The following is a 20,319-nucleotide window of genomic DNA, read 5'->3' on the forward strand; positions in this document are numbered from 1 at the left end:
AGACAAAAAGATGTCCTTCAGCGCAATGCCTGGAACACCGGCGGCTCCTCCGCCGCCAGGTCGTCCGGCAGCCGCAGCCCCTGACGTCGCGGCACCAGTTCCGACTGGAGCACGATCGCCGCCGCGCCGATCGCCGGTGCCGACGCCGCCGATGGCGACAGCCGCACGGAGATCGGGTGGACGTCCCGCGCGATGAACGCACTGTCCAGTTCGGCGCGCAGCACCGGCAGGTAGATCGAGCCCGCGATCGCGAAGCTCGGGCCGGTGAGCACCAGCACCTCCAGGTCCAGCACGTTCGCGAGCGTGCGCGCCGCAGCCGCGACGTAGCGGGCGGACCGTTCCAGCAACGCCACCGCACGGGAGTTGCCCTGCCGGGCCGCCCTGCTGATCGCCGCGAAGTCCGCCGCGACCGGCGTTGCCGCACGGGTCCTGCCGCCGACCAGGCCCGCCGCACGGGTGAGCGCCCGGTCCGCCCGTGCCTGCTCCACGACGGCGGCGGGACCGGCCAGCACCTCCAGACATCCCCTCGCACCGCACCAGCACCGCGGGCCGTCGACGTCGAGGCAGGCGTGGCCGATCTCGCCGGTGTGCCCGCTGGGGCCGCGGTAGGTCGTGCCGCCGAGCACGACCCCCGCACCGATGCCGGTTCCCATGAACAACGCGGCGAACGTCGACGTCGCGCCGACGCCGCCGGACCAGTGCTCGCCTATCGCCGCCGCGGTCGCGTCGTGGTCGAGCACCACGGGCAGGCCCGTCGCACGTTCCAGCGCCCGGCCGAACTCGTGGTGCTCCGACGGACGGGCCGCGACGAGTCCCAGTCCCAGGATTCGATCGCGTTCGACGCCGACGCTGTCGATCAGCGCGTCGGCCTCGCGGGCCACCCTGGCGACCACGGCCGCCGGTTCGTCGGCGCCGGCACCCGCGCGCGAGATCCTGGCGACGACCGCCCCGCCGAGGTTGGTCAGCACGTAGGTGATCCGCGCGCCGTCGAGGTGCACACCGACGGCGTAGCGCGCGAAGTGGTTGAGCTGCAACATGACCCGGCGCTTGCCGCCGGTCGACTCGGCGTGCCCGGTCTCGGCGACCAGGCCCTCGTCGATCAGGCCGCGGACGACCGTGGAGATCGTTCCGCCGGTCAGGCCGGTGGCGTTGACCAGGCCGACCCGGCTGATCATGCCCGCCGCCCTGACCAGGTCCAGCACCGCCGCCCTGGTGCTCGCGTGGGTCACCCGCGCCGGTCCGCTCACCGCACTCCTCCGTCGAACGACGAACTTGGCACATCGACAAGCTCGGGATCAGTAAAGCATCCCGAGCCGTTGACTTTCTTTGTTTAGTAACTGAAGAATCCTCGCCGCGAACCACCCAGCCCACGGGAGGATCAACGATGTTCCTGCACAAGAGGCTCTGCTTACTCGGTCTGTCGGTGCTCGTCGCGGCCACTGCCGCCTGCTCAGGATCCGGCGGAGCGAGCCGGTCCCGCGACACCCTCGTCGTCTACACCGGGCAGGCCGGCGACTACCAGCTGAACTTCAACCCGTACGCCCCCACCCTGATCGAGGGGCCCGGCACGATCTACGAGTCGCTGTTCTTCTTCAACATCGCGAAGGACCAGCCGCCGAAACCCCTGCTCGGCACCGAGTTCCAGTGGAACCCGGACGGCACCGAACTCTCCGTCACGCTCAGAGACGACGTGACCTGGTCCGACGGCGAGAAGTTCACCGCAGAGGACGTCAAGTTCACGCTCGACATGGTCGCGAAGACCCCCGCTGTCAACAAGACGGGCTTCAAGGGCACGACGACGGCGGTCGACGACACGCACGTGGTCGTCAAGTTCCCCGAACCGTCCTACATGGACGGACCCCAGGTGCTCGGCCAGTTGTGGATCATGCCGGAGCACATCTGGAAGAACTACCCCACGCCCGCGACCGAGGTGAACCAGAACCCGGTCGGCACCGGGCCGTTCCAGCTCGGCGAGTTCAAGGCGCAGTCGTTCACCCTCAAGGCGAACCCGAAGTACTGGGGCGGCGAGCCCGCGCTGAAACAGATCCGCTACCTGTCCCTGTCGGGCAACCAGGCGGGCGTGGACGCCCTCAAGGCCGGATCGATCGACTGGCAGACCGGCCCGGTCCCGGACATCAAGGACGTCGAGAAGAACTACCCCGGCTACAAGGTCGTCACGCTGCCGCTCAACCAGGTCGCGTTGTTCACCTGCTCCAACGCGCAGCTCGGCTGTCAGGGCGCACAGACCGATCCCGCCGTGCGCCAGGCGATCTACCACGGCATGAACCGCACGCAGATCAACTCGCTGGCGTTCCAGAACACCGCCGCCGCGATGTCGCCCGGCTACACCCTCCAGCCGCGCGACGAGTCGCTGATCTCCGGCAAGCTCACCGACCGCATGGCGCCGATGAACGCCGACACCGCCAAGTCCGACCAGATCCTCACCGCCGCCGGTTATGCCAAGGGCCCCGACGGCATCTACGCCAAGGACGGCAAGCCACTGGCGCTGACCGTGAAGGTGGTCGCCGGCTGGACCGACTACATCACCGCGCTGGAGACCCTGAGCCAGCAGCTGCTCAAGATCGGCATCAAGATCACGCCGCAGCAGCTGTCGTGGAACGAGTGGGCGGACGCGCGCGGACGCGGCCAGTTCGAGCTGCTGATCGACTCGGTGGAACAGGGCCCGGCGCCGGACCCGTACTACACCTACAGCTACTTCTTCTCGACCGCGACGACCGCGCCGGTCGGTGAGGCGGCCAACCCGAACTTCGCCCGGTTCAGCAATCCGGTCGTGGACGCCGCGCTGGCCGAGCTCAAGAAGACCGACCGGGGCAACCCCGCGCGGCAGCAGCACTACGACGCCATCCAGGTCGAGCTCGAGAAGTCCATGCCGTACATCCCGGTGCTGACCGGCGGCGTCCCGAACGAGTACAACGACAAGGCCTTCACCGGCTGGCCCACCAAGGACGACCTGTACGCGTTCCCCGCCGTGTGGAAGCGGCCGGACGCCTCGCAGGTGTACGCGAAGCTCAAGCCCGCCGGGTCCTGACGATGGGCTACCACCTGCGCAAGGTCGCCTTCTACCTGGCGGCGCTGTGGGCGGCGGTGACGCTGAACTTCGTCATCCCGCGGCTGCTGCCGGGCAACCCGGTGGACATCCTGATGGCCAAACTCCAGCAGCGCGGCGGTTCCGTCGACCCCGCCGCCCGGCAGGCCTACGAGACGCTGCTCGGCACCGGCGGGCGCGAGTCGTTCGCGCAGGAGTACCTGGCGTACCTGGGCAGCCTGCTGCGCGGCGATCTCGGGGTGTCGGTCAGCGCGTTCCCGGCGAAGGTCTCCGACGTGATCGGCGCGTCGCTGCCGTGGACCGTCGTGCTGGTCGGCCTCGCGACGCTGATCTCGTTCGTGCTGGGCATCGGGCTCGGCGCGCTCGTCGGCTGGAAGCGCGGCACCTGGCTCGACTCGCTGGTGCCCGCGACCACGATGCTCGCCGCGGTGCCGTACTTCTGGCTGGCGCTGATCCTGGTCGCGCTGCTCTCGTCAGGGCTCGGCTGGTTCCCGCTCAACGGCGGCTACGACGTGGTCCTGGATCCCGGCTGGAGTCCGGAGTTCCTCGGATCGGCGCTCTACCACGGCATCCTGCCCGCACTGACGATCGTCGTCTCGTCGGTCGGCGGCTGGCTGCTCGGCATGCGCAACATGATGGTCTCGGCCATGTCGGAGGACTACGTGCTGACCGCACGGGCCAAGGGTCTGACCGGCAGCCGGGTGATGGTCCGGTACGCGGCCCGCAACGCCGTGCTGCCCTCCGTCGCCGGGTTCGCGATCTCGCTCGGGTTCGTGGTGTCCGGATCGATCGTCACCGAGCAGGTGTTCTCCTACCCCGGCATCGGGTCGAAGCTGCTGCAGGCCGTGCAGAACAACGACTACGCGCTGATGCAGGGGATCTTCCTGGTGATCACGGTCGCGGTGCTCGGCGCGAACCTGGTCGTCGACCTGCTCTACGGGCTCATCGACGCCCGCACGAGGGATCGGAGCACGGTGTCATGACCTGGTCAGGGAAACTCGGCGCCGGGCTCGGCCTGGCCGGGCTGATCGTCCTCTTCGGACTGCTCGGCCCGCTGCTCACCGGCGATCCGGCCACCATCAGGGACATCGGGCTCACCTCACCCGGCGGTGACCACCTGCTCGGCACCACGATCATCGGCCAGGACGTCCTCGCCCAGCTCACGCACGCCACTCGCGGCTCGCTGTGGATCGGCGTGCTCGTCGGGGTCATGGCGACCGTCCTGTCCGGGATCTTCGGCATCGTCGGCGCGTACGCGGGTGGCGTCGTGGACGAGGTGTTCTCGTTGTTCTCCAACGTGATGCTGGTGATCCCGGGTCTGCCGCTGGTCATCGTCATCGCCGGGTTCGTGCCCGCCGACCAGCGCGGCACGTGGACGATCTCGCTGGTGCTCGCGATCACCGGGTGGGCCGCGGCGGCACGGGTGCTGCGCGCGCAAACGTTGTCGTTGCGCAACCGCGACTACGTGGCCGCGGCGCGGGTCTCCGGCGAGAAGACCTGGCGGGTGATCTGCGTGGAGATCCTGCCGAACCTGTTGCCGATCCTGGCCTCCCAGTTCGTGTTCGCCGTCGTCCTCGCGATCCTGAGCGAGGCGGGCCTGTCGTTCCTCGGGCTCGGCGCTGCCGACTCCTCGACGCTCGGCACGATGCTCTACTACGCGCAGAACGGGTTCGCGCTGCAACGGGAAGCGTGGTGGTGGTTCGTCCCGCCGGGGTTGATCATCGCGTTGTTCGGCGGCGCGCTGTCGCTCATCAACTTCAGCATCGACGAGATCATCAACCCCGCGTTGCGCGAACGGCCCAGGCGCAAACGCGATGTCGTTGCCACCACCCCCGCGGTGGCCCCTGCGGATCAGGACGCCGTCCTGACGGTCACGAACCTCAACGTCGTGTACCAGGGCGCCACACCCGTGCACGCGGTCAAGGACGTGTCGCTGACGTTGCGGCGGGGCGAGATCCTCGGCCTGGCAGGCGAGTCCGGGTGCGGCAAGACCACGCTCGCCTACGCGATCAACCGCCTGCACCGGCCACCGGCGGAGGTCACCTCCGGCTCGGTCGTCTTCGACGGTGTCGACGTGCTGGCGCTGGGCCCGGAGGAACTCCGCGAGTTCCGCTGGGTGAAGCTGTCCATGGTCTTCCAGGGCGCCATGAACTCCCTGAACCCGGTCACGCCGATCCGCGCGCAGCTGCAGGACGTCCTGCGCACGCACCGTCCGTCGACGTCCACTTCGGACCGGGAGGCCCGGTGCGCGGAGGTGCTCCGGCTCGTCGGCGTCGACCCCGCCAGGCTCGGCTCGTATCCGCACGAGCTGTCCGGCGGCATGCGGCAGCGCGTCATGATCGCCATGGCGCTGCTGCTCGAACCGCAGGTCATGATCATGGACGAACCCACCACCGCGCTCGACGTGCTGGTGCAGCGCGAGATCCTGAACGAGATCAAGCGCTTGCGCGACGAGCTGGGTTTCGCGGTCGTGTTCATCACGCACGACCTGCCGTTGCTGCTGGAGCTGAGCGACCGGATCGCGGTGATGCGCGACGGCGAGGTGGTCGAGTACGCGGCGGCGGAGGAGATGTACCTGCGGCCGCAGCACCCGTACACCCGTCAGCTGCTGGCGTCGTTCCCCAGTCTGACCGGCGAGCGAGGAGCCCTGATCCGATGACGACGCTCGAAGTCCGCGACCTCGGCAAGACGTTCCACCGGCACCGCGCGGTCGACGGTGTCTCGTTCACGCTCACCGCGGGGCGGACCGTCGCGCTGGTCGGCGAGTCCGGGTCGGGGAAGTCGACGATCGCGAGGATGATCGCCCGGCTGGTCCGGCCCACCTCCGGCGAGATCACGCTGACCGGTCCGGACGGTGAACCGGTGCCGTCGCGCCGGTACCGGGACCACGTTCAGATGATCTTCCAGGACCCGTTCGCGTCGCTCAACCCGTTCCACACCGTCGAACACCACCTCGCCCGGCCCCTGCTGCTGCACGGCCGCTCCCGGACGGAGGTGCCCCACCTGCTGGAGCGGGTGAGCCTCTCCCCGGACCTCGCGCGGCGCCGTCCGCACGAACTGTCCGGCGGGCAACGGCAGCGCGTGGCCATCGCCCGCGCGCTCGCACCGGGCGCCACGGTGATCGTCGCGGACGAGCCGGTGTCCATGCTGGACGTCTCGATCCGGCTCGGCGTGCTCAAGCTGCTCGACCGGTTGCAACGCGAGGAGGACCTCGCGGTCCTCTACATCACGCACGACCTGGCCACCGCCCGGCACTTCTCCGACGAGGTGCTGGTGATGCACCGGGGCCGCATCGTCGAACGCGGGCCGGGCGACGACGTGCTGCTGCGTCCCCAGGACCCGTACACCCGGCAGCTGGCCGCCGCCGCGCCCGACCCCGAAACCCGTTTCCTCCAGGGAGGTCCGTCTTGATCCGGCAGTACCTGCACGACGGCTGGCAGCTGACCGCGACCACGAACGAGGTACCGGACAACGTCCGGGGCAGGACGGTGCCCGCGACCGTGCCCGGCAGCACCCATCTCGACCTGCTCGCGTCCGGGCTGATCACCGACCCGTTCCTCGACCGCGCCGAGGAGGAGCTGGCCTGGACGCACCGCGCGGACTGGCGGTACAGCACCAGGTTCCTCGCCGCCGCCGTCACGTCCGGGCAGCAGGCCGACCTCGTCTTCGACGGGCTGGACACCATCGCCGACATCGAGCTCAACGGCCACCTGCTCGGCCACACCGCGAACATGCACCGCGGCCACCGCTTCGACGTCCGGCCGTTCCTCGTGGACGGCGCCAACGACCTCACCGTGTCGTTCTCCTCCGCGCTGACCCACGCCGAGAAGGTCGAGGCCGCGCTGGGCCGGCGCGCGCACGTCAACACGCACCCGTTCAACATGATCCGCAAGATGGCCTGCAGCTTCGGCTGGGACTGGGGACCGGACCTGCAGACCGCGGGGATCTGGCGGCCGGTCCGGCTGGAACGCTGGCACACCGCGCGTCTGGCCAGGGTCCGCCCGATCGTGACGGTGGCTCCGGACGGGACCGGCCAGGTCGAGCTGCACGTCGACATCGAGTGGGCGCAGAACGCCGCCGAGACCCTGACGCTGCTGATCACCGTGGGCGCGCACAAGCGCACCGTCGTCGTCCCGGCCGGTCAGACGACCGTGGTCGCCCGCGTGGACGTGCCCGGCGCCGAACTCTGGTGGCCCGCCGGGTACGGCGGACAACCGCTCTACGACCTCGACGTCGTGCTGCGCGGCGGGTCCGAGCAGCTCGACAGCACCGCGAAGCGGATCGGGTTCCGCACGATCACCGTCGACACCACCCCGGACGAGCACGGCACCCCGTTCACGATCGTCGTCAACGACAAGCCCGTCTTCGTCAAGGGCGCCAACTGGATTCCCGACGACCACTTCCTCACCCGGATCACCCGCGACCGGCTGGCACGACGGGTCGACCAGGCCGTGGCCGCGCACGTCAACCTGTTGCGAGTGTGGGGCGGCGGGATCTACGAGTCCGACGACTTCTACGACGTCTGCGACGAACGCGGAGTCCTGGTGTGGCAGGACTTCCCGCTCGCGTGCGCCGCGTACCCGGAGGAGGAACCGGTGCGCGGCGAACTGGAGGCCGAGGCCCGCGAGAACGTCGTGCGCCTGATGTCCCACGCCTCGCTGGCGCTGTGGAACGGCGGCAACGAGAACCTGTGGGGATTCGCCGACTGGGGCTGGCCGGAGCAGCTCGACGGCCGGACGTGGGGCCTGGGCTACTACGACGACCTGCTGCCGGGGATCGTGGCCGAGCTCGACCCGACCCGGTTCTACTGCCCCAGCAGCCCGTACAGCCCGGTCGGCGGCGTGCACCCGAACGACGAGAACCACGGCACGCGCCACGACTGGCACGTCTGGAACCAGGCACCCTACGAGCACTACCGCGACCACGTGCCGCGGTTCTGCTCGGAGTTCGGGTTCCAGGGCCCGCCGGCGTGGTCCACGCTCACCCGGTGGATCCACGACGAGCCGCTGACCCCGGACTCGCCGAGCTTCCTGACGCACCAGAAAGCGGAGGACGGCAACGGAAAGCTCGCGCGCGGCCTGGCTGCGCACCTGCCGGTGCCCTCGGCTTTCGAGGACTGGCACTGGGCGACGCAGCTCAACCAGGCGCGGGCGGTGAGCTTCGGCGTCGAGCACTTCCGCTCGTGGTGGCCGCGCACGGCCGGTGCGATCGTCTGGCAGCTCAACGACTGCTGGCCGGTCACGTCCTGGGCGGCGATCGACAGCGAGGAACGGGTGAAGCCGCTGTGGTTCGGGCTGCGGCACGCGTACGCGCCCCGGCTTCTCACCTTCCAGCCGCGCGGCGACCGGCTCGTGCTCGTCGCCGTCAACGACCACGACGAGCCGTGGGACGCGCACCTCACCCTGGAGCGCCAGACGTTCCGGGGTGTCACGCTGCACCTGACTAGACTGCGCCGGACGGTGCCGCCCCGCTCGATCCTCGAACTGGACCTGGACGAGGCGTTGCCGCGGCCGGTGAACGACGACGCGGAGGTGATGGTGGCGACCACCGCCGAAGCCCGCGCGATCCTGCCGTTTCGGGAGGACGTCGAACTGGCGTACGACCCGCGTCCCCTCTCCGCCCAGGCACAGGCCGTGCCCGGCGGTTACGAGGTCGAGGTGCGCGCCGGTTCGTTCGCGCGGGACGTCACGATCCTGGCCGACCGGGTCGCCCCGGACGCCGTCGCTGACGACTCGCTCGTGCCGATGCTGGCAGGAGAGGTGCGCGTGTTCCACATCCGCACGGACGCTTTCGTCGATCCCGCGGCCTTCACCGATCCACTGGTCCTGCGCTGTGCCAACGACCTCAGCGCCAACGACCTCCGTGCGGTGCCCGATGCCCGCTGAACCGACCGGCGCGGTCGGGCTGGTGCTCGCGCGGCCCGCGCGCCTGCTCGGCGTCGAGCCGTTCTTCATGGAGTTCATCGCGGGGATCGAGGAACGGCTCGCCGAGCGCGACCTGTCCGTCCTGCTGCACGTCGTCGCGGACCACGAGGCCGAGATCGCCGCATACCGCCGCTGGGCGGGCCGCGGTCTGGTCGACGCCGTCGTGGTGGTGAACCCGGTGGCGGACGATCCCCGCCCCGCCGTGCTCGCCGAGATCGCGCTGCCCGCGGTCGTCGTCGGCGACGACCCGGTGCTGCCCTCGGTCCGCACCGACCACACCGGCCCGGTCGCCGAAGCGCTCGGGCACCTGCTCTCGCTGGGGCACCGACGGATCGCCAGGGTCACCGGCCCGTCGGCGTTGCAGCACACGCGGGCCCGCACCGACGCGCTGCTGGCCGGGTGCGCGCAGGCCGGTGTCGACCCGGTGATCGTCGAGGGCGACTACTCGGAGGAGGCGGGCGCCAAGCTCACCGCCTCGCTCCTGAGTGGACCGGAGCCGCCCACCGCGATCCTCTACGACAACGACGTGATGGCGGTCGCCGGACTCGCCGCGGCCGCCGAACTCGGTGTCGCGGTGCCGGATCGGCTCAGTCTGGTGGCGTGGGACGACTCGACGCTGTGCCGGCTCGCCTCCCCCGCGCTCACGACGATGAGCGTCGACGTCCACCAGTTCGGCGTGTCGGTGGCGGAGTCAGTGCTGGAGCGGATCGACGGCGGCCCGGTCACGCCGCGCTGGTCGCCGACCGCCCGCTACCTGCCGCGCGGCACGACGGCACCCGCGTCCACTTAGGACTGTGGCGCCGGGGCTCGGGACCGGGGCGGCGGCTGTGAGAAGAGGTCTCGCCCCGTCGGCCCGCCCGGCCGCGAACCTTGGCATGATGGCCGGGTGGCCACCGACGCGGATGCCCGTTCGATCGTTCTCCGCCGCTACTGGCAGTACGTCATCGAGTTCGCCCTGCTGGCCGTCGCCGCCGTCCTGAGCGTGTTCCTCGGCGTCCTGCTGTCGGTGCCGCTCATCAAACTCGGCATGACGCCGAAGGTCTTCTCGGTGCTGCCGTGGGCGATGGTGGTGGCGGTGTCGTTGCTCGGGGTGCTGTGGATCGAGATCTGGTACCCGTACCGACACGGCGGTTCGACGCCGACGATGCGCTGGCTGGGGCTGCGGATCACCACGCTGCGCGGCGGTGAGCCGTCTTGCGGGACTACTTCGTGCGGTGGCTGCTGATGGCCGTGGACGGCCTGCTGATGGGCCTGGTCGGCGCGGTGCTGATCGCGGTGACACCTCGCAACCAGAGGCTCGGGGACATCGTCGCCGGCACGATGGTGGTGCGCTGCCCCTCCCCGGCGGACCCCGTCACCTGAGCAGGCCGCTGCGCCACGCCCAGATCGCGATCTCGGTGCGGTTGCGCGCGCCGAGCTTGCCCTGGACGTTGGTCAGGTGCGACTTCACCGTCGACAACGAGACGTGCAGCCGGTCGGCGATCTCGGCGTTGGTCCAGCCACGGGCCACCGCCAGCACGACGTCGAGCTCGCGGCCGGTCAACGGCTCGCCGGGCCGCTCGGGCCCGGTGCCGCCGGTGAAGTGCGCGAGCAGCCGCACCGTCACGGCGGGCGAGACCAGCGCCTCGCCTCTCACCGCGGCGTGCACCGCCTCCACCAGCAGCCGCGGCCGGGCGTCCTTGAGCAGGAACCCGCAGGCCCCGGCGAGCAACGCGGCGTAGACGTTCTCGTCGACGTCGTAGGTGGTGACGACCAGCACCCGCAGCGGGTCCTCGACGCCCGGTCCGGCCAGCAGCCGGGTCGCCCGCAACCCGTCCAGCTTCGGCATGCGGATGTCCATCAGCGTCACGTCGGGACGCAGCTGCCGCGCCAGCCTCACCGCCGCCTCCCCGTCGGCGGCCTCGCTGATCACCTCGATGCCGGGCTCGGCGTCGAGGACCAGCCGGAAACCGGTGCGCACGAGGGTCTGGTCGTCGGCGATCAGCACGCGGATCGTCATCAGATCCCCCTCGGCACGGTGTCGAACGGATCGTCGTCCGGTCCCAGCGGCAGCCGCGCGGTGACCCGCCAGCCGTCGTGCCCGTGCGAACCCGCGACGAGGTCGCCACCCAGCTCGGCCATCCGCTCGGTCATGCCGAGGACCCCATGTCCGCCCTGCGCCGCAACGCCGTCCCGCACACCGTCGTTGTCGATCTCCAGCACCAGGCCGTCCTCGTCGGATCGAGCCGTGACCCGCACACCGGTGGCACGCGCGTGCCGGCGGGAGTTGGTCAGCGCCTCGAGCAGCACCCGGTGCAGAGCGACGGAAACCCTGGGTGGCAACGGAAGTGCTTCGACGTCGTCACCTACGTGCACCGCCACCTCCTCCCCGCCGCAGCGCGCACGACGTCACCCAGGACAAGACTCGGTGACGGCAGTGGCTCGTCGCTGCGCAGCACACCGACCAGTCCGCGCGTGGCGCTCAGGGCTTCGGCCGCCGCGTGCTCGATCTGGTCGTACACCTCGGCGGGGTCCTGGGCCGGTGCCGCCGGATTCGCGGCCAGCGCCTGGGCGGCACGGGTCCGCACCACGATGCCGGTGACGTGGTGCGCCACCAGGTCGTGCAGGTCCCGCGCGAGCTGCAGCCGGTCCTCGGTGCGGATGCGCTCCAGCTCGCGGCGGTGCCGGGCGTCCGCGTCCCGCAGGATCAGGCCCAGCGCCAGCGCCGCGCCCCACGCCAGCGCCGCGGCCACCGGGAACAACGCCGCCGGATAGTCCAGGCCGTAGCGCACGATGGGAGCGAGCACGACGGTGACGCAGGCGGCGACGGCCAGCGCCGCCGCCCGCGCCGGAGGGAGCCGGCGGCATCCGGCGGCGGCCAGCAACAGCACCGCCAGCACCTCCGTCAACGGCGGCTGCGCGGGAAGCTGATCCACGAACGCCGCGGCCCCCGTGCCGAGCAGCGACAATCCCATGACCGCGCCCGCCAGCAGCTCGATCCGGCAGGGGACCCTGCGGCGCAGGACCGCCAGGATCGCGGCCGCCGTGCCCGCGTACGGCACCACCGTGGTGAGCAACGGTCCCAGCACGCCCCGCGGACCGTCCCCACCGGACACCTGCACCGCGTCCACGACCGTCGCCACGAGCAGCATCGCGACCTCGGCCACGAACACGCTTCGCCGCGCCGGCTGTCCCCCCTGCGGTCATACCGGCATTCTGGCCCCGGCCCCGGCGGAGGATCCCGCTACCCCGCCCGCTTGACCGCGTCGACGTAGACGTTGGAGGCGGGCAGGTAGCTCGCCACCACCGCCAGTGCGGCCACCGCCGCGCCGGCATATGCGGGAAGCGTCGCCGTTCCCTCCCCGATGAACAGCGACGCCACCTGGAAGACCGTGAACACGGTGAGCAGGATCCTGGCCCAGTTGCGTCCCGACCTGAGCTTGATCGCGAGCCACAGCTGGACCAGTGCGATCACGACCGCGATGCTCGCGAACAACACCTGGGTGAACGTGGCGGCGCTCTGCAGCTGCTCTTCGGTCATCGTCGTCCCCGACGCCCTCAGCGCTTCGACGAGGTCGTCGTGCGTGCCCACCAGGACACCCACGGACGTCGCCGCGAAGACGCACGACACGAGGAACCCCACGAACGCAGCGATGATGGTGCCCGGCGGCGTGGTCCTGCCCGTTGCAGTAGTCATGATCACGACCGTAGAACGCGGCGAAAGTGGTTGCAGCACAACGGATTGCCATCTAGTACTTTCGGACGAGAGCCCGGTTGCGGCGGTCCGTGAAGGCCGCCAGCATGCCGGGCTCTCCGTCGTACACCGCCGCGCACCAGTTCGCCCACTGATCATGTGAGCGATAACATTGCGACCCGAACGGCATCCATAGCGTCCTCCAGCAGTGCTGCCCGAGCGTCGAATCGCGTTCGATTCTCCGCAAAACCGCTAAAGTTAACGCTCACATTTAGCGTTGACCGCTCGATGCACTCGTGGCTACGTTCCGTCTCGGGGCCAACGTGGGCAGTCCGGCTCCGCGCTGTCGGTGCGACTCATTCCGAACCGCACCGCCTCGCCGAGCGACGGGAGCGTCCCCATGTCCTCATCGTTGAGCCGACGCAGGCTCCTGCAAGCCGCGGGTGTGGCCGCTGTCGCGACCGCGGCGCCGTCGCTGCTGGCAGGTTCGGCCCAGGCCGCGACGGTGCCCCCTGCCCGTGGTGACGCGGGCGTCTCGGCCTTCGCGTTCGACCTGTCCGAGGTCCGCCTGACGTCGGGCAGGTGGCTGGACAACCAGAACCGCACGCTGTCCTACCTGCGGTTCGTCGACGTCGACCGTCTGCTCTACAACTTCCGCGCCAACCACCGGCTGTCCACGAACGGCGCCGCAGCGCTGGGCGGGTGGGAGGCCCCGAACTTCCCGTTCCGCACGCACAGCCAGGGACACTTCCTCACGGCATGGGCGCAGGCGTGGGCGGTCCTGGGTGACACGACGTGCCGCGACAAGGCGAACTACGTGGTGGCCGAGCTGGCCAAGTGCCAGGCGAACAACTCGGCGGCGGGGTTCACCACCGGTTACCTGTCGGGCTTCCCCGAGTCGGACTTCGACGCGATGGAGGCCGGCTCGCCCAAGTCCGTGTCGTACTACTCCCTGCACAAGACCCTCGCCGGCCTGCTCGACGCATGGCGCTACATCGGCAACACCCAGGCGCGCGACGTGTTGCTGCGCTTCGCCGGATGGGTGGACTGGCGCACGGCCCGCTTGTCCTACAGCACGATGCAGAACGTCCTGGGCACGGAGTTCGGCGGCATGAACGCGGTGCTCGCCGACCTCTACCAGCAGACGGGCGACGCGCGCTGGCTGACGACGGCCCAGCGGTTCGACCACGCCGCGGTGTTCGACCCCCTCGCCGCCAACCAGGACCGGCTGAACGGCCTGCACGCCAACACCCAGGTGCCGAAGTGGATCGGCGCCGCCCGCGAGTACAAGGCGACCGGGACCACCCGCTACCGCGACATCGCCCTCAACGCCTGGAGCATCACCGTCGGCGCGCACACCTACGTCATCGGCGGCAACAGCCAGGCAGAGCACTTCCGCGCGCCCAACGCCATCGCCGCATACCTCAGCACCGACGCGTGCGAGGCGTGCAACACCTTCAACATGCTCAAGCTGACCCGTGAGCTGTGGCTGACCGATCCCGGCAAGGTCGCCTACTTCGACTACTACGAGCGCGCCCTGCTCAACCACCTGATCGGCCAGCAGAACCCGGCGGACCCCCACGGGAACATCTGCTACTTCACCGGCCTCAACCCCGGCCACCGGCGCGGCAACACCGGTCCCGCGTGGGGCGGCGGAAACTGGAGCACGGACTACGGCACGTTCTGGTGCTGCCAGGGCACCGCGCTGGAGACCAACACCAAGCTCGCCGACTCCGTCTACTTCTTCAACGGCACCACGCTCACGGTGAACCTCTACACACCGTCGGTGCTGACGTGGTCGTCCCGCGCCATCACGGTCACCCAGACCACGAGCTACCCGGCGAGCGACACCACGACGCTGACCGTCACCGGCAACGCGGGCGGATCGTGGACGATGCGGCTCCGCATCCCTGCCTGGACCACGGGCGCGACCATCAGCGTCAACGGCGTCGCGCAGAACGTGACCGCCACGCCCGGCACCTACGCGTCCCTCACGCGAACGTGGACGTCCGGCGACGTGGTGACGCTGCGACTGCCGATGCGCGTGATCGCCCAGCCCGCCAACGACAACGCCGGCGTCGTCGCGCTGACCTACGGCCCAGCCGTGCTGGCGGGCAACTACGGCAACACCAGCCTGTCCGCGTTGCCCTCGCTGGACGTCGGCTCCGTCACCCGCACCAGCACGTCGTCACTGGCGTTCACCGCCACAGCGAACGGCACGCAGGTCAACCTCGGGCCGTTCCACGACGCACACGGCTTCAACTACACCGTCTACTGGAGCACCGGCGGTGGCGGCACGGCGAGCCATCGGCTGGTCAACGCCGGCACCGGCATGGTGCTGGGCGTCCAGAACATGTCCACTGTGGACGGCGGTCTCGCCGTGCAGTGGCACGACAGCGGGACCGCCGACCACAACTGGCAGATGGTCACCGACGGGTCGGACGTCCGGTTCCGCAACGTCCACAGCGGCAAGGTGCTGGGCGTGGAGAACATGTCCACCGCGGACAACGCCCGCGTCCTGCAGTGGTCCGACAACGGCACCGCTGACCACAAGTGGACTCTCGTCGCTCAGGGCGACGGCACCTACAAGATCCGCAACGTCAACAGCGGGAAACTGCTCGGCATCCTCAACGGTTCCACCACCGCGGGTGCGCAGGTCGTGCAGGACTCCGACAACGGCAGCGCCGACAACCGGTGGCGCCTGGTCGCGAACTGATCCGCGGACGCGGCGGCGGACACTTCCGCATGGCCCCGCCGCGTCGCGCTTTCAGACCATGTCGTTGCCGCTGACGGTCTTCCCGGCCGGGACGTAGGGCTGCACGACGTCCCGGTGCTCGACGATGCGGCCGACGTGGTCGCCGTCCTCGAAGATCCGTTCCGGGTTCCAGCCGAAGCCCACGAGCGACGGCACAGCCGCACGCAGCCCGTCGAGTCCGTTGGGCAGGTTCGGGCTCCCGCGGCCGACACTTGTCAGATGACTGCGCCCGTGACGGTCGTCCGCCTCAGGCAGGCGGCCAGTTCCGCAACGCGGCGTCGGCCACCCGCTGAAGATCCTCGCGAGTCGCGCCGCCCGCCGCCTGCACGGCCATACCGTTCCCGATCGTCATGACGTAGCGGGCGATCAGGTCCGGATCGGCGTCCGCGGGCAGGTCGCCGTCCTCGACGGCCCGCTCGAACCGGTCGCGCAGCAGCCCCTGGCCCCCGTTGCGCCACTCGGTCAGGATGTCGCGCGCGACCCGTCCGGTCTCACCGACGGCCAGCGCGCCCTGCACTCCGAGGCAACCGGCGGGGCATCCCGGCCGGGTGTTGGCGCGGACCGAGCCGGCGAGGAACGTCTCCGCGACCTCACGAGCGGTGGTCGCCTGCAGCGCTTCGACGGCGTAGGAGACCGTGCCTTCCGAGTAGCGCCGCAACGCCTTGCGAAAGAGCTCCTCCTTGTTGCCGAAGGCCGCGTACATGCTCTTGCGGGAGATCCCCATGCGCTCGGTCAGGTCGGCGAGGCTCGCGCCCTCGTACCCCTGCTCCCAGAAGACCACCATCGCCTTCTGGAGGGCCTCCTCGGCGTCGAACTCTCGCGGCCGACCGATCTGAGCCTTCTCCACGGCCTCATCCTACCCTTCCGCACCGTTCGGTGCAGAAGTGCTACGGTCGCAATATGCACCGATCGGTGCACAAAATCGTGGAGGTCAGGGAATGCGCAGGCTGGAAGGAAAGACCGCGGTCATCACCGGTGGCGGCACGCGAGGCATCGGCAGGGCCACGGCCGCACGGCTGGTCGAGGAGGGCGCGCACGTGTTCATCACCGGCCGCCGCAAGACCGAGTTGGACGACGCGGTGGAGGCGATCGGCCAGAACGTGACGGCGGTGCCGGGCGACATCACGAACCCGGACGACCTCGACCGGCTCTACGAGGCGGTCGCCGCGCGCGGTCAGGGGCTGGACGTGCTGTTCGCCAACTCGGCCACCGCGTCGTTCGCGACCATCGAGACGATCACCGCGGAGGACTTCGACACCGTCTTCGGCGTCAACGTGAAGGGCACCCTCTTCACGCTGCAGAAAGCACTTCCGCTGCTCAACAAGGGCGCGTCGGTGATCATCAACGCCTCCACCGCCGCCGACAGGGGCACTGCCGGATTCGGCGCCTACGCCGCGTCCAAGGCAGCCCTGCGGACGTTCACGCGCACCTGGGCGAATGAACTCAAGGACCGCGGCGTCCGGGTCAACGCCATCTCCCCCGGGCCGACCGACACCAACGGGATCACGGAGCTCGTGGGCGAGGAGAACGCGGAGGCGTTCAAGGCGAACGAGGCCGGCCGGATCGCGATCGGTCGGATGGGTCACGTGGACGAGGTGGCGGCCGCGGTGGCCTTCCTCGCCTCCTCGGACAGCAGCTTCATGCTCGGCGCCAACGTGTACGTCGACGGTGGCGAGAACCAGATCTGACTCCAGTTGGACGCCAGGAACTCGCTCGTGTGACACTTTGTCCAGCATCTGACATTTCGTTCAGCCCTGGAGATCGCGTGCGAGACGTTCCTGAATCCGCTGTGACTCACCGAGGCAGCACCGCGGACGCCGTGTTCGCCGCGTTGTCCCCCGTCGTCGAGGGCATCGCGGCGACGTTCGGGCGAAGCTGCGAGGTGGTGTTGCACGACTACCGGGACCAGGAGCGGTCGGTCGTCGCGGTCGCCGGATCCGTCACGGGCCGGGAGGTCGGCGACGCGATGAGCGAGATCGGCCTGCGCGTCCTCGCCGCCGGGGACGCGGCCCGCAACGAGGTCGGCTACCTGACCCGCGCGCAGGACGGGCGGGTGCTCAAGTGCACGACGCTGCCGTTGCGCGACGTCGACGGGACGTTGATCGGCGCGTTGTGCGTCAACATCGACGTCTCGGCGATCAACCGCGCGACCGGCGTGCTGTCGGACCTGCTCGGCCTGTCCGCGCTGGAGGAACCGACCGCGTCCACGAACTTCTCCGGCGACCTGGACCAGGTCGTCGAGTCCCTGATCGAACGCGCTGAACGCGCGCACGCCGTACCGGTCGCGGCGCTGGGGCGTGACGAGCGGCTGGTGCTCGTCCGGTCGCTGAACGAGGCCGGCGTGTTCGCGTTGCGCGGCGCGCCAGGACGTATCGCCCAACGGCTGGGCATCTCCCGCACCGGTCTGTACAACGACCTCGCCGAGTTGAAGAAGGACACCCCGTGACCGACAGCCCTGCCTTCGTCAGCGAGTCCGAGTCGGCCGCCCTGGTCGACGACGACCTCGCGCTGGCCGCCGCACGCGAGGCGTTCCTCGCCACCGCGACGGGATCGACGTTCCCCGTCGTGATCGGGCAGTCGTTGCCGCACAACAGGTTCACCCTCAAGTCCGGCGCCGCGGGCGATCTCGTCGGCGTGAAGATCGGCAGCTTCTGGCCCGGCAACGCCGACCTGCCCCGCCACAGCTCGACGATCGTGCTGCTCGATCCCGCCACCGGCAGGCTGAGCGCCGTCGTCGAGGCCGCGGCCGCCAACGCCTACCGCACGGCCGCCGCCGACGCGCTCGCCGTGGACACTTTGGCCCGCAAGGACTCCCGCACGCTGACCGTGATCGGAACCGGGCACCAGGCCCTGCACGAGGTCCGCGCCGTCAGCCGGGTGCGGCCGATCGACCGGATCCTCGTCGTGGGCAGACGAGCTGACGCGGCACAGGCGTTCGCAGCGGAAGTGACAGAGGTGACCGGTCTGAAAGCCGAACCCGTCGACACCAGAACCGGGATCGCCGAGGCGGACGTGCTCGTCACGGCCACGACCGCCCGCGAGCCCCTGTTCGACGCGAGCTGGGTCACGCCGGGCACGCACATCTCCGCCATGGGGGCCGACGGTCCCGGCAAGCAGGAGCTGCCGGTCGCCCTGTACGACCGCGCCTCGCTGTTCTGCGACCTTCCCGAGCAGTCCCGGACCATCGGCGAGTTCCAGCACGCCCACTCCGTGCCGGTCGCACTCGGCGCCGTGCTCGCCGGCGATGCCGAAGGACGGACCTCACCGGAGGACGTGACGGTGTTCGACAGCTCCGGATTCGCCTTGCAGGACCTCACTCTCGCCGCCGCCCTGCTGCGTCGCCGCGCCGCTTCCCCGGGAGACCCCGAATGACCACTGTGGACACCCCGTACGCCCTGATCGACACGGACCGGCTGGACCGCAACGCGGCCCGGCTCCGCGACCACCTGAGCGAGCTCGGTGTGCCGTTGCGGCTGCACGTCAAGACGTCCAAGTCCGTCGAGGTCGCGCAACGGGTCCACGCGGATGGACCGATCACGGTGTCCACCCTCGCCGAGGCCGAGCACTTCGCGGACGCGGGCTACCGGGACGTGCTCTACGCGGTCGGCCTCGACCCGCACAGACTTCCCCGCGTCGCCGCACTGCTCCGACGCGGCGTGACTCTCACCGTCCTGCTCGACACCGTCGAGCAGGCCGAGGCGCTGACCCGGTTCGCGGCCGGGGAGAACCTCCGGATGCCGGTCCTGATCGAGATCGACTGCGACGGGCACCGAGGCGGCATCGCACCCGCCGATCCCGCCCTCGTCCACATCGGACGGTCACTCGGCCCGCACCTCGCCGGCGTGCTCACCCACGCGGGCGAGTCCTACTTCGCTCGCACACCGGAGTCGTTGCGGCAGGCCGCTCAGAACGAGCGGGACGTCGCTGTCGCCGCCGCGGAGACGTTGCGCGCCGCCGGGCTGCGCTGCCCGATCGTCAGCGTCGGCTCGACACCCACCGCGCACGCGGCGACCGACCTGACGGGCGTCACCGAGGTCCGCGCCGGCAACTACGTCTTCTTCGACCTCGTCATGGCGGGCATCGGCGTCTGCGGCCTCGACGATCTCGCGCTCTCCGTGGTCGTCACGGTGATCGGCCACCGGCACGACAAGAACTGGGTGCTCACCGACGGCGGCTGGATGGCCATGTCACGGGACCGCGGCACGCAGGCGCAGGCCGTCGACCAGGGCTACGGACTCGTCGCCGACGAGCACGGCGACCTGATCCCCGACCTGCTCATGACCGGGGCGAGCCAGGAGCACGGCGTCCTGAGCACGCGGGACGGCAAGCCCGTACCCGATCTGTCCATCGGAACCCGTCTGCGGATCCTGCCGAACCACGCCTGCGCCACCGCCGCCCAGCACGACCGTTACCACCTCGCCAGCGGCGCCACCTGGAGCCGCCTGCGCGGGTGGTGACGGATCACGCCGTCGGATCGGCGCCGAGCGCGAGGGCGAGCAGGTCACCCAGCTGGTCGAGCTGCGCCGCGGAGAGGTTCCGGAACGACGCGTCCAGGACGCCGTCGGCGAGGTCCTGCCCGGCCTTGAGCAGCCTCTCCCCCTCCGCGGTGAGCCGGTGCCGGACGGGACGACCCGGCCCTGGGATCCGTTCGATCAGACCGCGGTCGGCCATCCGCGTGGCCAGCGACCCGAAGGACTGGTCGGTCTGGAAGGTCAGCACCGCGAGGTCGTGCAGCGACGCGTCCGGGTTGCGGGCCAAGTGTCGCAGCGTGTCCCACTGCACCAGCGAAAGTCCGAGCGGCGCCAGCGCCTGGCTCATCGTTCGGTGGTGGCGGTGTTGCAGGCGCTTGACGGCCAGGCCGACGTCGGCGGGACGGTGAGGCATGCGGGCCAGCCTACCC

General features: G+C 70.2%; 21 protein-coding genes and 1 pseudogene. 14 read left to right on the plus strand and 8 right to left on the minus strand.

The genetic code is table 11. From position 1 onward, the window contains the following. Positions 1-17: 17 nt before the first annotated feature. Positions 18-1,247 carry an ROK family protein gene (locus tag ACIRG5_RS03670; protein ID WP_402899587.1) on the minus strand — a complete coding sequence of 410 codons (1,230 nt, stop codon included), beginning with the start codon at positions 1,245-1,247 and terminating at the stop codon, positions 18-20. A gap of 137 nt (positions 1,248-1,384) precedes the next feature. Between ACIRG5_RS03670 and ACIRG5_RS03675 the strand changes: the two genes are divergently transcribed. The 8 genes from ACIRG5_RS03675 (at position 1,385) to ACIRG5_RS03710 (ending at position 10,353) form a co-directional block, all read left to right on the plus strand. Continuing rightward, positions 1,385-3,049, plus strand: coding sequence for an ABC transporter substrate-binding protein (locus tag ACIRG5_RS03675; protein ID WP_402899589.1), 1,665 nt, complete (start codon positions 1,385-1,387; stop codon positions 3,047-3,049). A 2-nt stretch (positions 3,050-3,051) separates the two neighbouring features. After that, a complete protein-coding gene (locus ACIRG5_RS03680; RefSeq protein WP_402899592.1) occupies positions 3,052-4,050 on the plus strand; it encodes an ABC transporter permease in 999 nt (332 codons plus the stop codon). Beyond that, positions 4,047-5,726: a dipeptide/oligopeptide/nickel ABC transporter permease/ATP-binding protein gene (locus tag ACIRG5_RS03685; protein WP_402899595.1), complete on the plus strand. Its 1,680-nt coding sequence runs from the start codon at positions 4,047-4,049 to the stop codon at positions 5,724-5,726. The genes ACIRG5_RS03680 and ACIRG5_RS03685 overlap by 4 nt, the downstream gene beginning before the upstream one ends. Further along, positions 5,723-6,478, plus strand: a complete 756-nt coding sequence (locus tag ACIRG5_RS03690) for an ABC transporter ATP-binding protein (protein ID WP_402899598.1) — start codon at positions 5,723-5,725, stop codon at positions 6,476-6,478. The genes ACIRG5_RS03685 and ACIRG5_RS03690 overlap by 4 nt, the downstream gene beginning before the upstream one ends. Beyond that, the gene (locus ACIRG5_RS03695; RefSeq protein ID WP_402899601.1) at positions 6,475-8,952 is read left to right on the plus strand and encodes a glycoside hydrolase family 2 protein; all 2,478 of its coding nucleotides are present in this window, start codon (positions 6,475-6,477) and stop codon (positions 8,950-8,952) included. The genes ACIRG5_RS03690 and ACIRG5_RS03695 overlap by 4 nt, the downstream gene beginning before the upstream one ends. After that, entirely contained in the window at positions 8,942-9,781 is an 840-nt protein-coding gene (locus ACIRG5_RS03700) for a LacI family DNA-binding transcriptional regulator (RefSeq protein WP_402899604.1), read from the plus strand. The genes ACIRG5_RS03695 and ACIRG5_RS03700 overlap by 11 nt, the downstream gene beginning before the upstream one ends. A gap of 96 nt (positions 9,782-9,877) precedes the next feature. Then, positions 9,878-10,216, plus strand: a complete 339-nt coding sequence (locus ACIRG5_RS03705) for an RDD family protein (RefSeq protein ID WP_402899607.1) — start codon at positions 9,878-9,880, stop codon at positions 10,214-10,216. After that, entirely contained in the window at positions 10,201-10,353 is a 153-nt protein-coding gene (locus tag ACIRG5_RS03710) for a hypothetical protein (RefSeq protein ID WP_402899610.1), read from the plus strand. The genes ACIRG5_RS03705 and ACIRG5_RS03710 overlap by 16 nt, the downstream gene beginning before the upstream one ends. On the opposite strand, the gene ACIRG5_RS03715 is transcribed toward ACIRG5_RS03710, so the two are convergent. The 4 genes from ACIRG5_RS03715 to ACIRG5_RS03730 all read right to left on the minus strand — a co-directional run bounded on the left by ACIRG5_RS03715 (position 10,346) and on the right by ACIRG5_RS03730 (position 12,667). After that, positions 10,346-10,990, minus strand: coding sequence for a response regulator (locus tag ACIRG5_RS03715; RefSeq protein WP_402899612.1), 645 nt, complete (start codon positions 10,988-10,990; stop codon positions 10,346-10,348). The two genes, ACIRG5_RS03710 and ACIRG5_RS03715, sit on opposite strands and share 8 nt — an antisense overlap. Beyond that, the gene (locus ACIRG5_RS03720) at positions 10,990-11,346 is read right to left on the minus strand and encodes a sensor histidine kinase (protein WP_402899615.1); all 357 of its coding nucleotides are present in this window, start codon (positions 11,344-11,346) and stop codon (positions 10,990-10,992) included. The genes ACIRG5_RS03715 and ACIRG5_RS03720 overlap by 1 nt, the downstream gene beginning before the upstream one ends. Next, entirely contained in the window at positions 11,337-12,137 is an 801-nt protein-coding gene (locus tag ACIRG5_RS03725) for a histidine kinase (protein ID WP_402899618.1), read from the minus strand. Before ACIRG5_RS03725 ends, ACIRG5_RS03720 begins: the two co-directional genes overlap by 10 nt. A gap of 77 nt (positions 12,138-12,214) precedes the next feature. Continuing rightward, on the minus strand, positions 12,215-12,667 hold the full coding sequence (locus ACIRG5_RS03730; RefSeq protein WP_402899621.1) for a hypothetical protein: 453 nt from the start codon (positions 12,665-12,667) through the stop codon (positions 12,215-12,217). Positions 12,668-13,064: 397 nt separating this feature from the next. Here ACIRG5_RS03730 and ACIRG5_RS03735 point away from each other — a divergent pair. Together ACIRG5_RS03735 and ACIRG5_RS03740 are read left to right on the plus strand one after the other, a co-directional pair. Further along, a pseudogene (locus ACIRG5_RS03735) lies at positions 13,065-14,693 on the plus strand (beta-L-arabinofuranosidase domain-containing protein); the annotation flags it as partial. Between the two features lie 303 nt (positions 14,694-14,996). Beyond that, the gene (locus ACIRG5_RS03740) at positions 14,997-15,380 is read left to right on the plus strand and encodes an RICIN domain-containing protein (RefSeq protein ID WP_402900895.1); all 384 of its coding nucleotides are present in this window, start codon (positions 14,997-14,999) and stop codon (positions 15,378-15,380) included. Positions 15,381-15,431: 51 nt separating this feature from the next. Here ACIRG5_RS03740 and ACIRG5_RS03745 read toward each other — a convergent pair whose 3' ends face one another. Together ACIRG5_RS03745 and ACIRG5_RS03750 are read right to left on the minus strand one after the other, a co-directional pair. Beyond that, on the minus strand, positions 15,432-15,575 hold the full coding sequence (locus ACIRG5_RS03745; RefSeq protein ID WP_402899624.1) for a hypothetical protein: 144 nt from the start codon (positions 15,573-15,575) through the stop codon (positions 15,432-15,434). Positions 15,576-15,666: 91 nt separating this feature from the next. Further along, the gene (locus tag ACIRG5_RS03750; RefSeq protein ID WP_402899627.1) at positions 15,667-16,266 is read right to left on the minus strand and encodes a TetR/AcrR family transcriptional regulator; all 600 of its coding nucleotides are present in this window, start codon (positions 16,264-16,266) and stop codon (positions 15,667-15,669) included. Between the two features lie 91 nt (positions 16,267-16,357). Between ACIRG5_RS03750 and ACIRG5_RS03755 the strand changes: the two genes are divergently transcribed. The 4 genes from ACIRG5_RS03755 (at position 16,358) to ACIRG5_RS03770 (ending at position 19,876) form a co-directional block, all read left to right on the plus strand. Continuing rightward, a complete protein-coding gene (locus tag ACIRG5_RS03755) occupies positions 16,358-17,107 on the plus strand; it encodes an SDR family NAD(P)-dependent oxidoreductase (protein WP_402899630.1) in 750 nt (249 codons plus the stop codon). Between the two features lie 77 nt (positions 17,108-17,184). Then, a complete protein-coding gene (locus ACIRG5_RS03760; protein WP_402899633.1) occupies positions 17,185-17,865 on the plus strand; it encodes a transcriptional regulator in 681 nt (226 codons plus the stop codon). Then, the gene (locus ACIRG5_RS03765) at positions 17,862-18,791 is read left to right on the plus strand and encodes an ornithine cyclodeaminase family protein (RefSeq protein ID WP_402899636.1); all 930 of its coding nucleotides are present in this window, start codon (positions 17,862-17,864) and stop codon (positions 18,789-18,791) included. Before ACIRG5_RS03760 ends, ACIRG5_RS03765 begins: the two co-directional genes overlap by 4 nt. Beyond that, a complete protein-coding gene (locus ACIRG5_RS03770; protein ID WP_402899639.1) occupies positions 18,788-19,876 on the plus strand; it encodes a DSD1 family PLP-dependent enzyme in 1,089 nt (362 codons plus the stop codon). Before ACIRG5_RS03765 ends, ACIRG5_RS03770 begins: the two co-directional genes overlap by 4 nt. A 4-nt stretch (positions 19,877-19,880) precedes the next feature. Here ACIRG5_RS03770 and ACIRG5_RS03775 read toward each other — a convergent pair whose 3' ends face one another. Next, positions 19,881-20,303 (minus strand): MarR family winged helix-turn-helix transcriptional regulator, encoded by a 423-nt coding sequence (locus tag ACIRG5_RS03775; protein WP_402899641.1) that lies wholly within the window; start codon positions 20,301-20,303, stop codon positions 19,881-19,883. Positions 20,304-20,319: the final 16 nt, after the last annotated feature.

This window comes from Lentzea sp. NPDC102401 (genome assembly GCF_044765805.1).
GTDB classification, from domain to species: Bacteria; Actinomycetota; Actinomycetes; order Mycobacteriales; family Pseudonocardiaceae; genus Lentzea; species Lentzea sokolovensis.

Coding starts and splice junctions, on each gene's coding strand:
- ACIRG5_RS03675 (WP_402899589.1), top strand. CDS start 1,385: ATGTTCCTGCACAAGAGGCTCTGCTTACTCGGTCTGTCGGTGCTCGTC.
- ACIRG5_RS03680 (WP_402899592.1), top strand. CDS start 3,052: ATGGGCTACCACCTGCGCAAGGTCGCCTTCTACCTGGCGGCGCTGTGG.
- ACIRG5_RS03685 (WP_402899595.1), top strand. CDS start 4,047: ATGACCTGGTCAGGGAAACTCGGCGCCGGGCTCGGCCTGGCCGGGCTG.
- ACIRG5_RS03690 (WP_402899598.1), top strand. CDS start 5,723: ATGACGACGCTCGAAGTCCGCGACCTCGGCAAGACGTTCCACCGGCAC.
- ACIRG5_RS03700 (WP_402899604.1), top strand. CDS start 8,942: ATGCCCGCTGAACCGACCGGCGCGGTCGGGCTGGTGCTCGCGCGGCCC.
- ACIRG5_RS03715 (WP_402899612.1), bottom strand. CDS start 10,990: ATGACGATCCGCGTGCTGATCGCCGACGACCAGACCCTCGTGCGCACC.
- ACIRG5_RS03730 (WP_402899621.1), bottom strand. CDS start 12,667: ATGACTACTGCAACGGGCAGGACCACGCCGCCGGGCACCATCATCGCT.
- ACIRG5_RS03740 (WP_402900895.1), top strand. CDS start 14,997: ATGGTGCTGGGCGTCCAGAACATGTCCACTGTGGACGGCGGTCTCGCC.
- ACIRG5_RS03755 (WP_402899630.1), top strand. CDS start 16,358: ATGCGCAGGCTGGAAGGAAAGACCGCGGTCATCACCGGTGGCGGCACG.
- ACIRG5_RS03770 (WP_402899639.1), top strand. CDS start 18,788: ATGACCACTGTGGACACCCCGTACGCCCTGATCGACACGGACCGGCTG.
- ACIRG5_RS03775 (WP_402899641.1), bottom strand. CDS start 20,303: ATGCCTCACCGTCCCGCCGACGTCGGCCTGGCCGTCAAGCGCCTGCAA.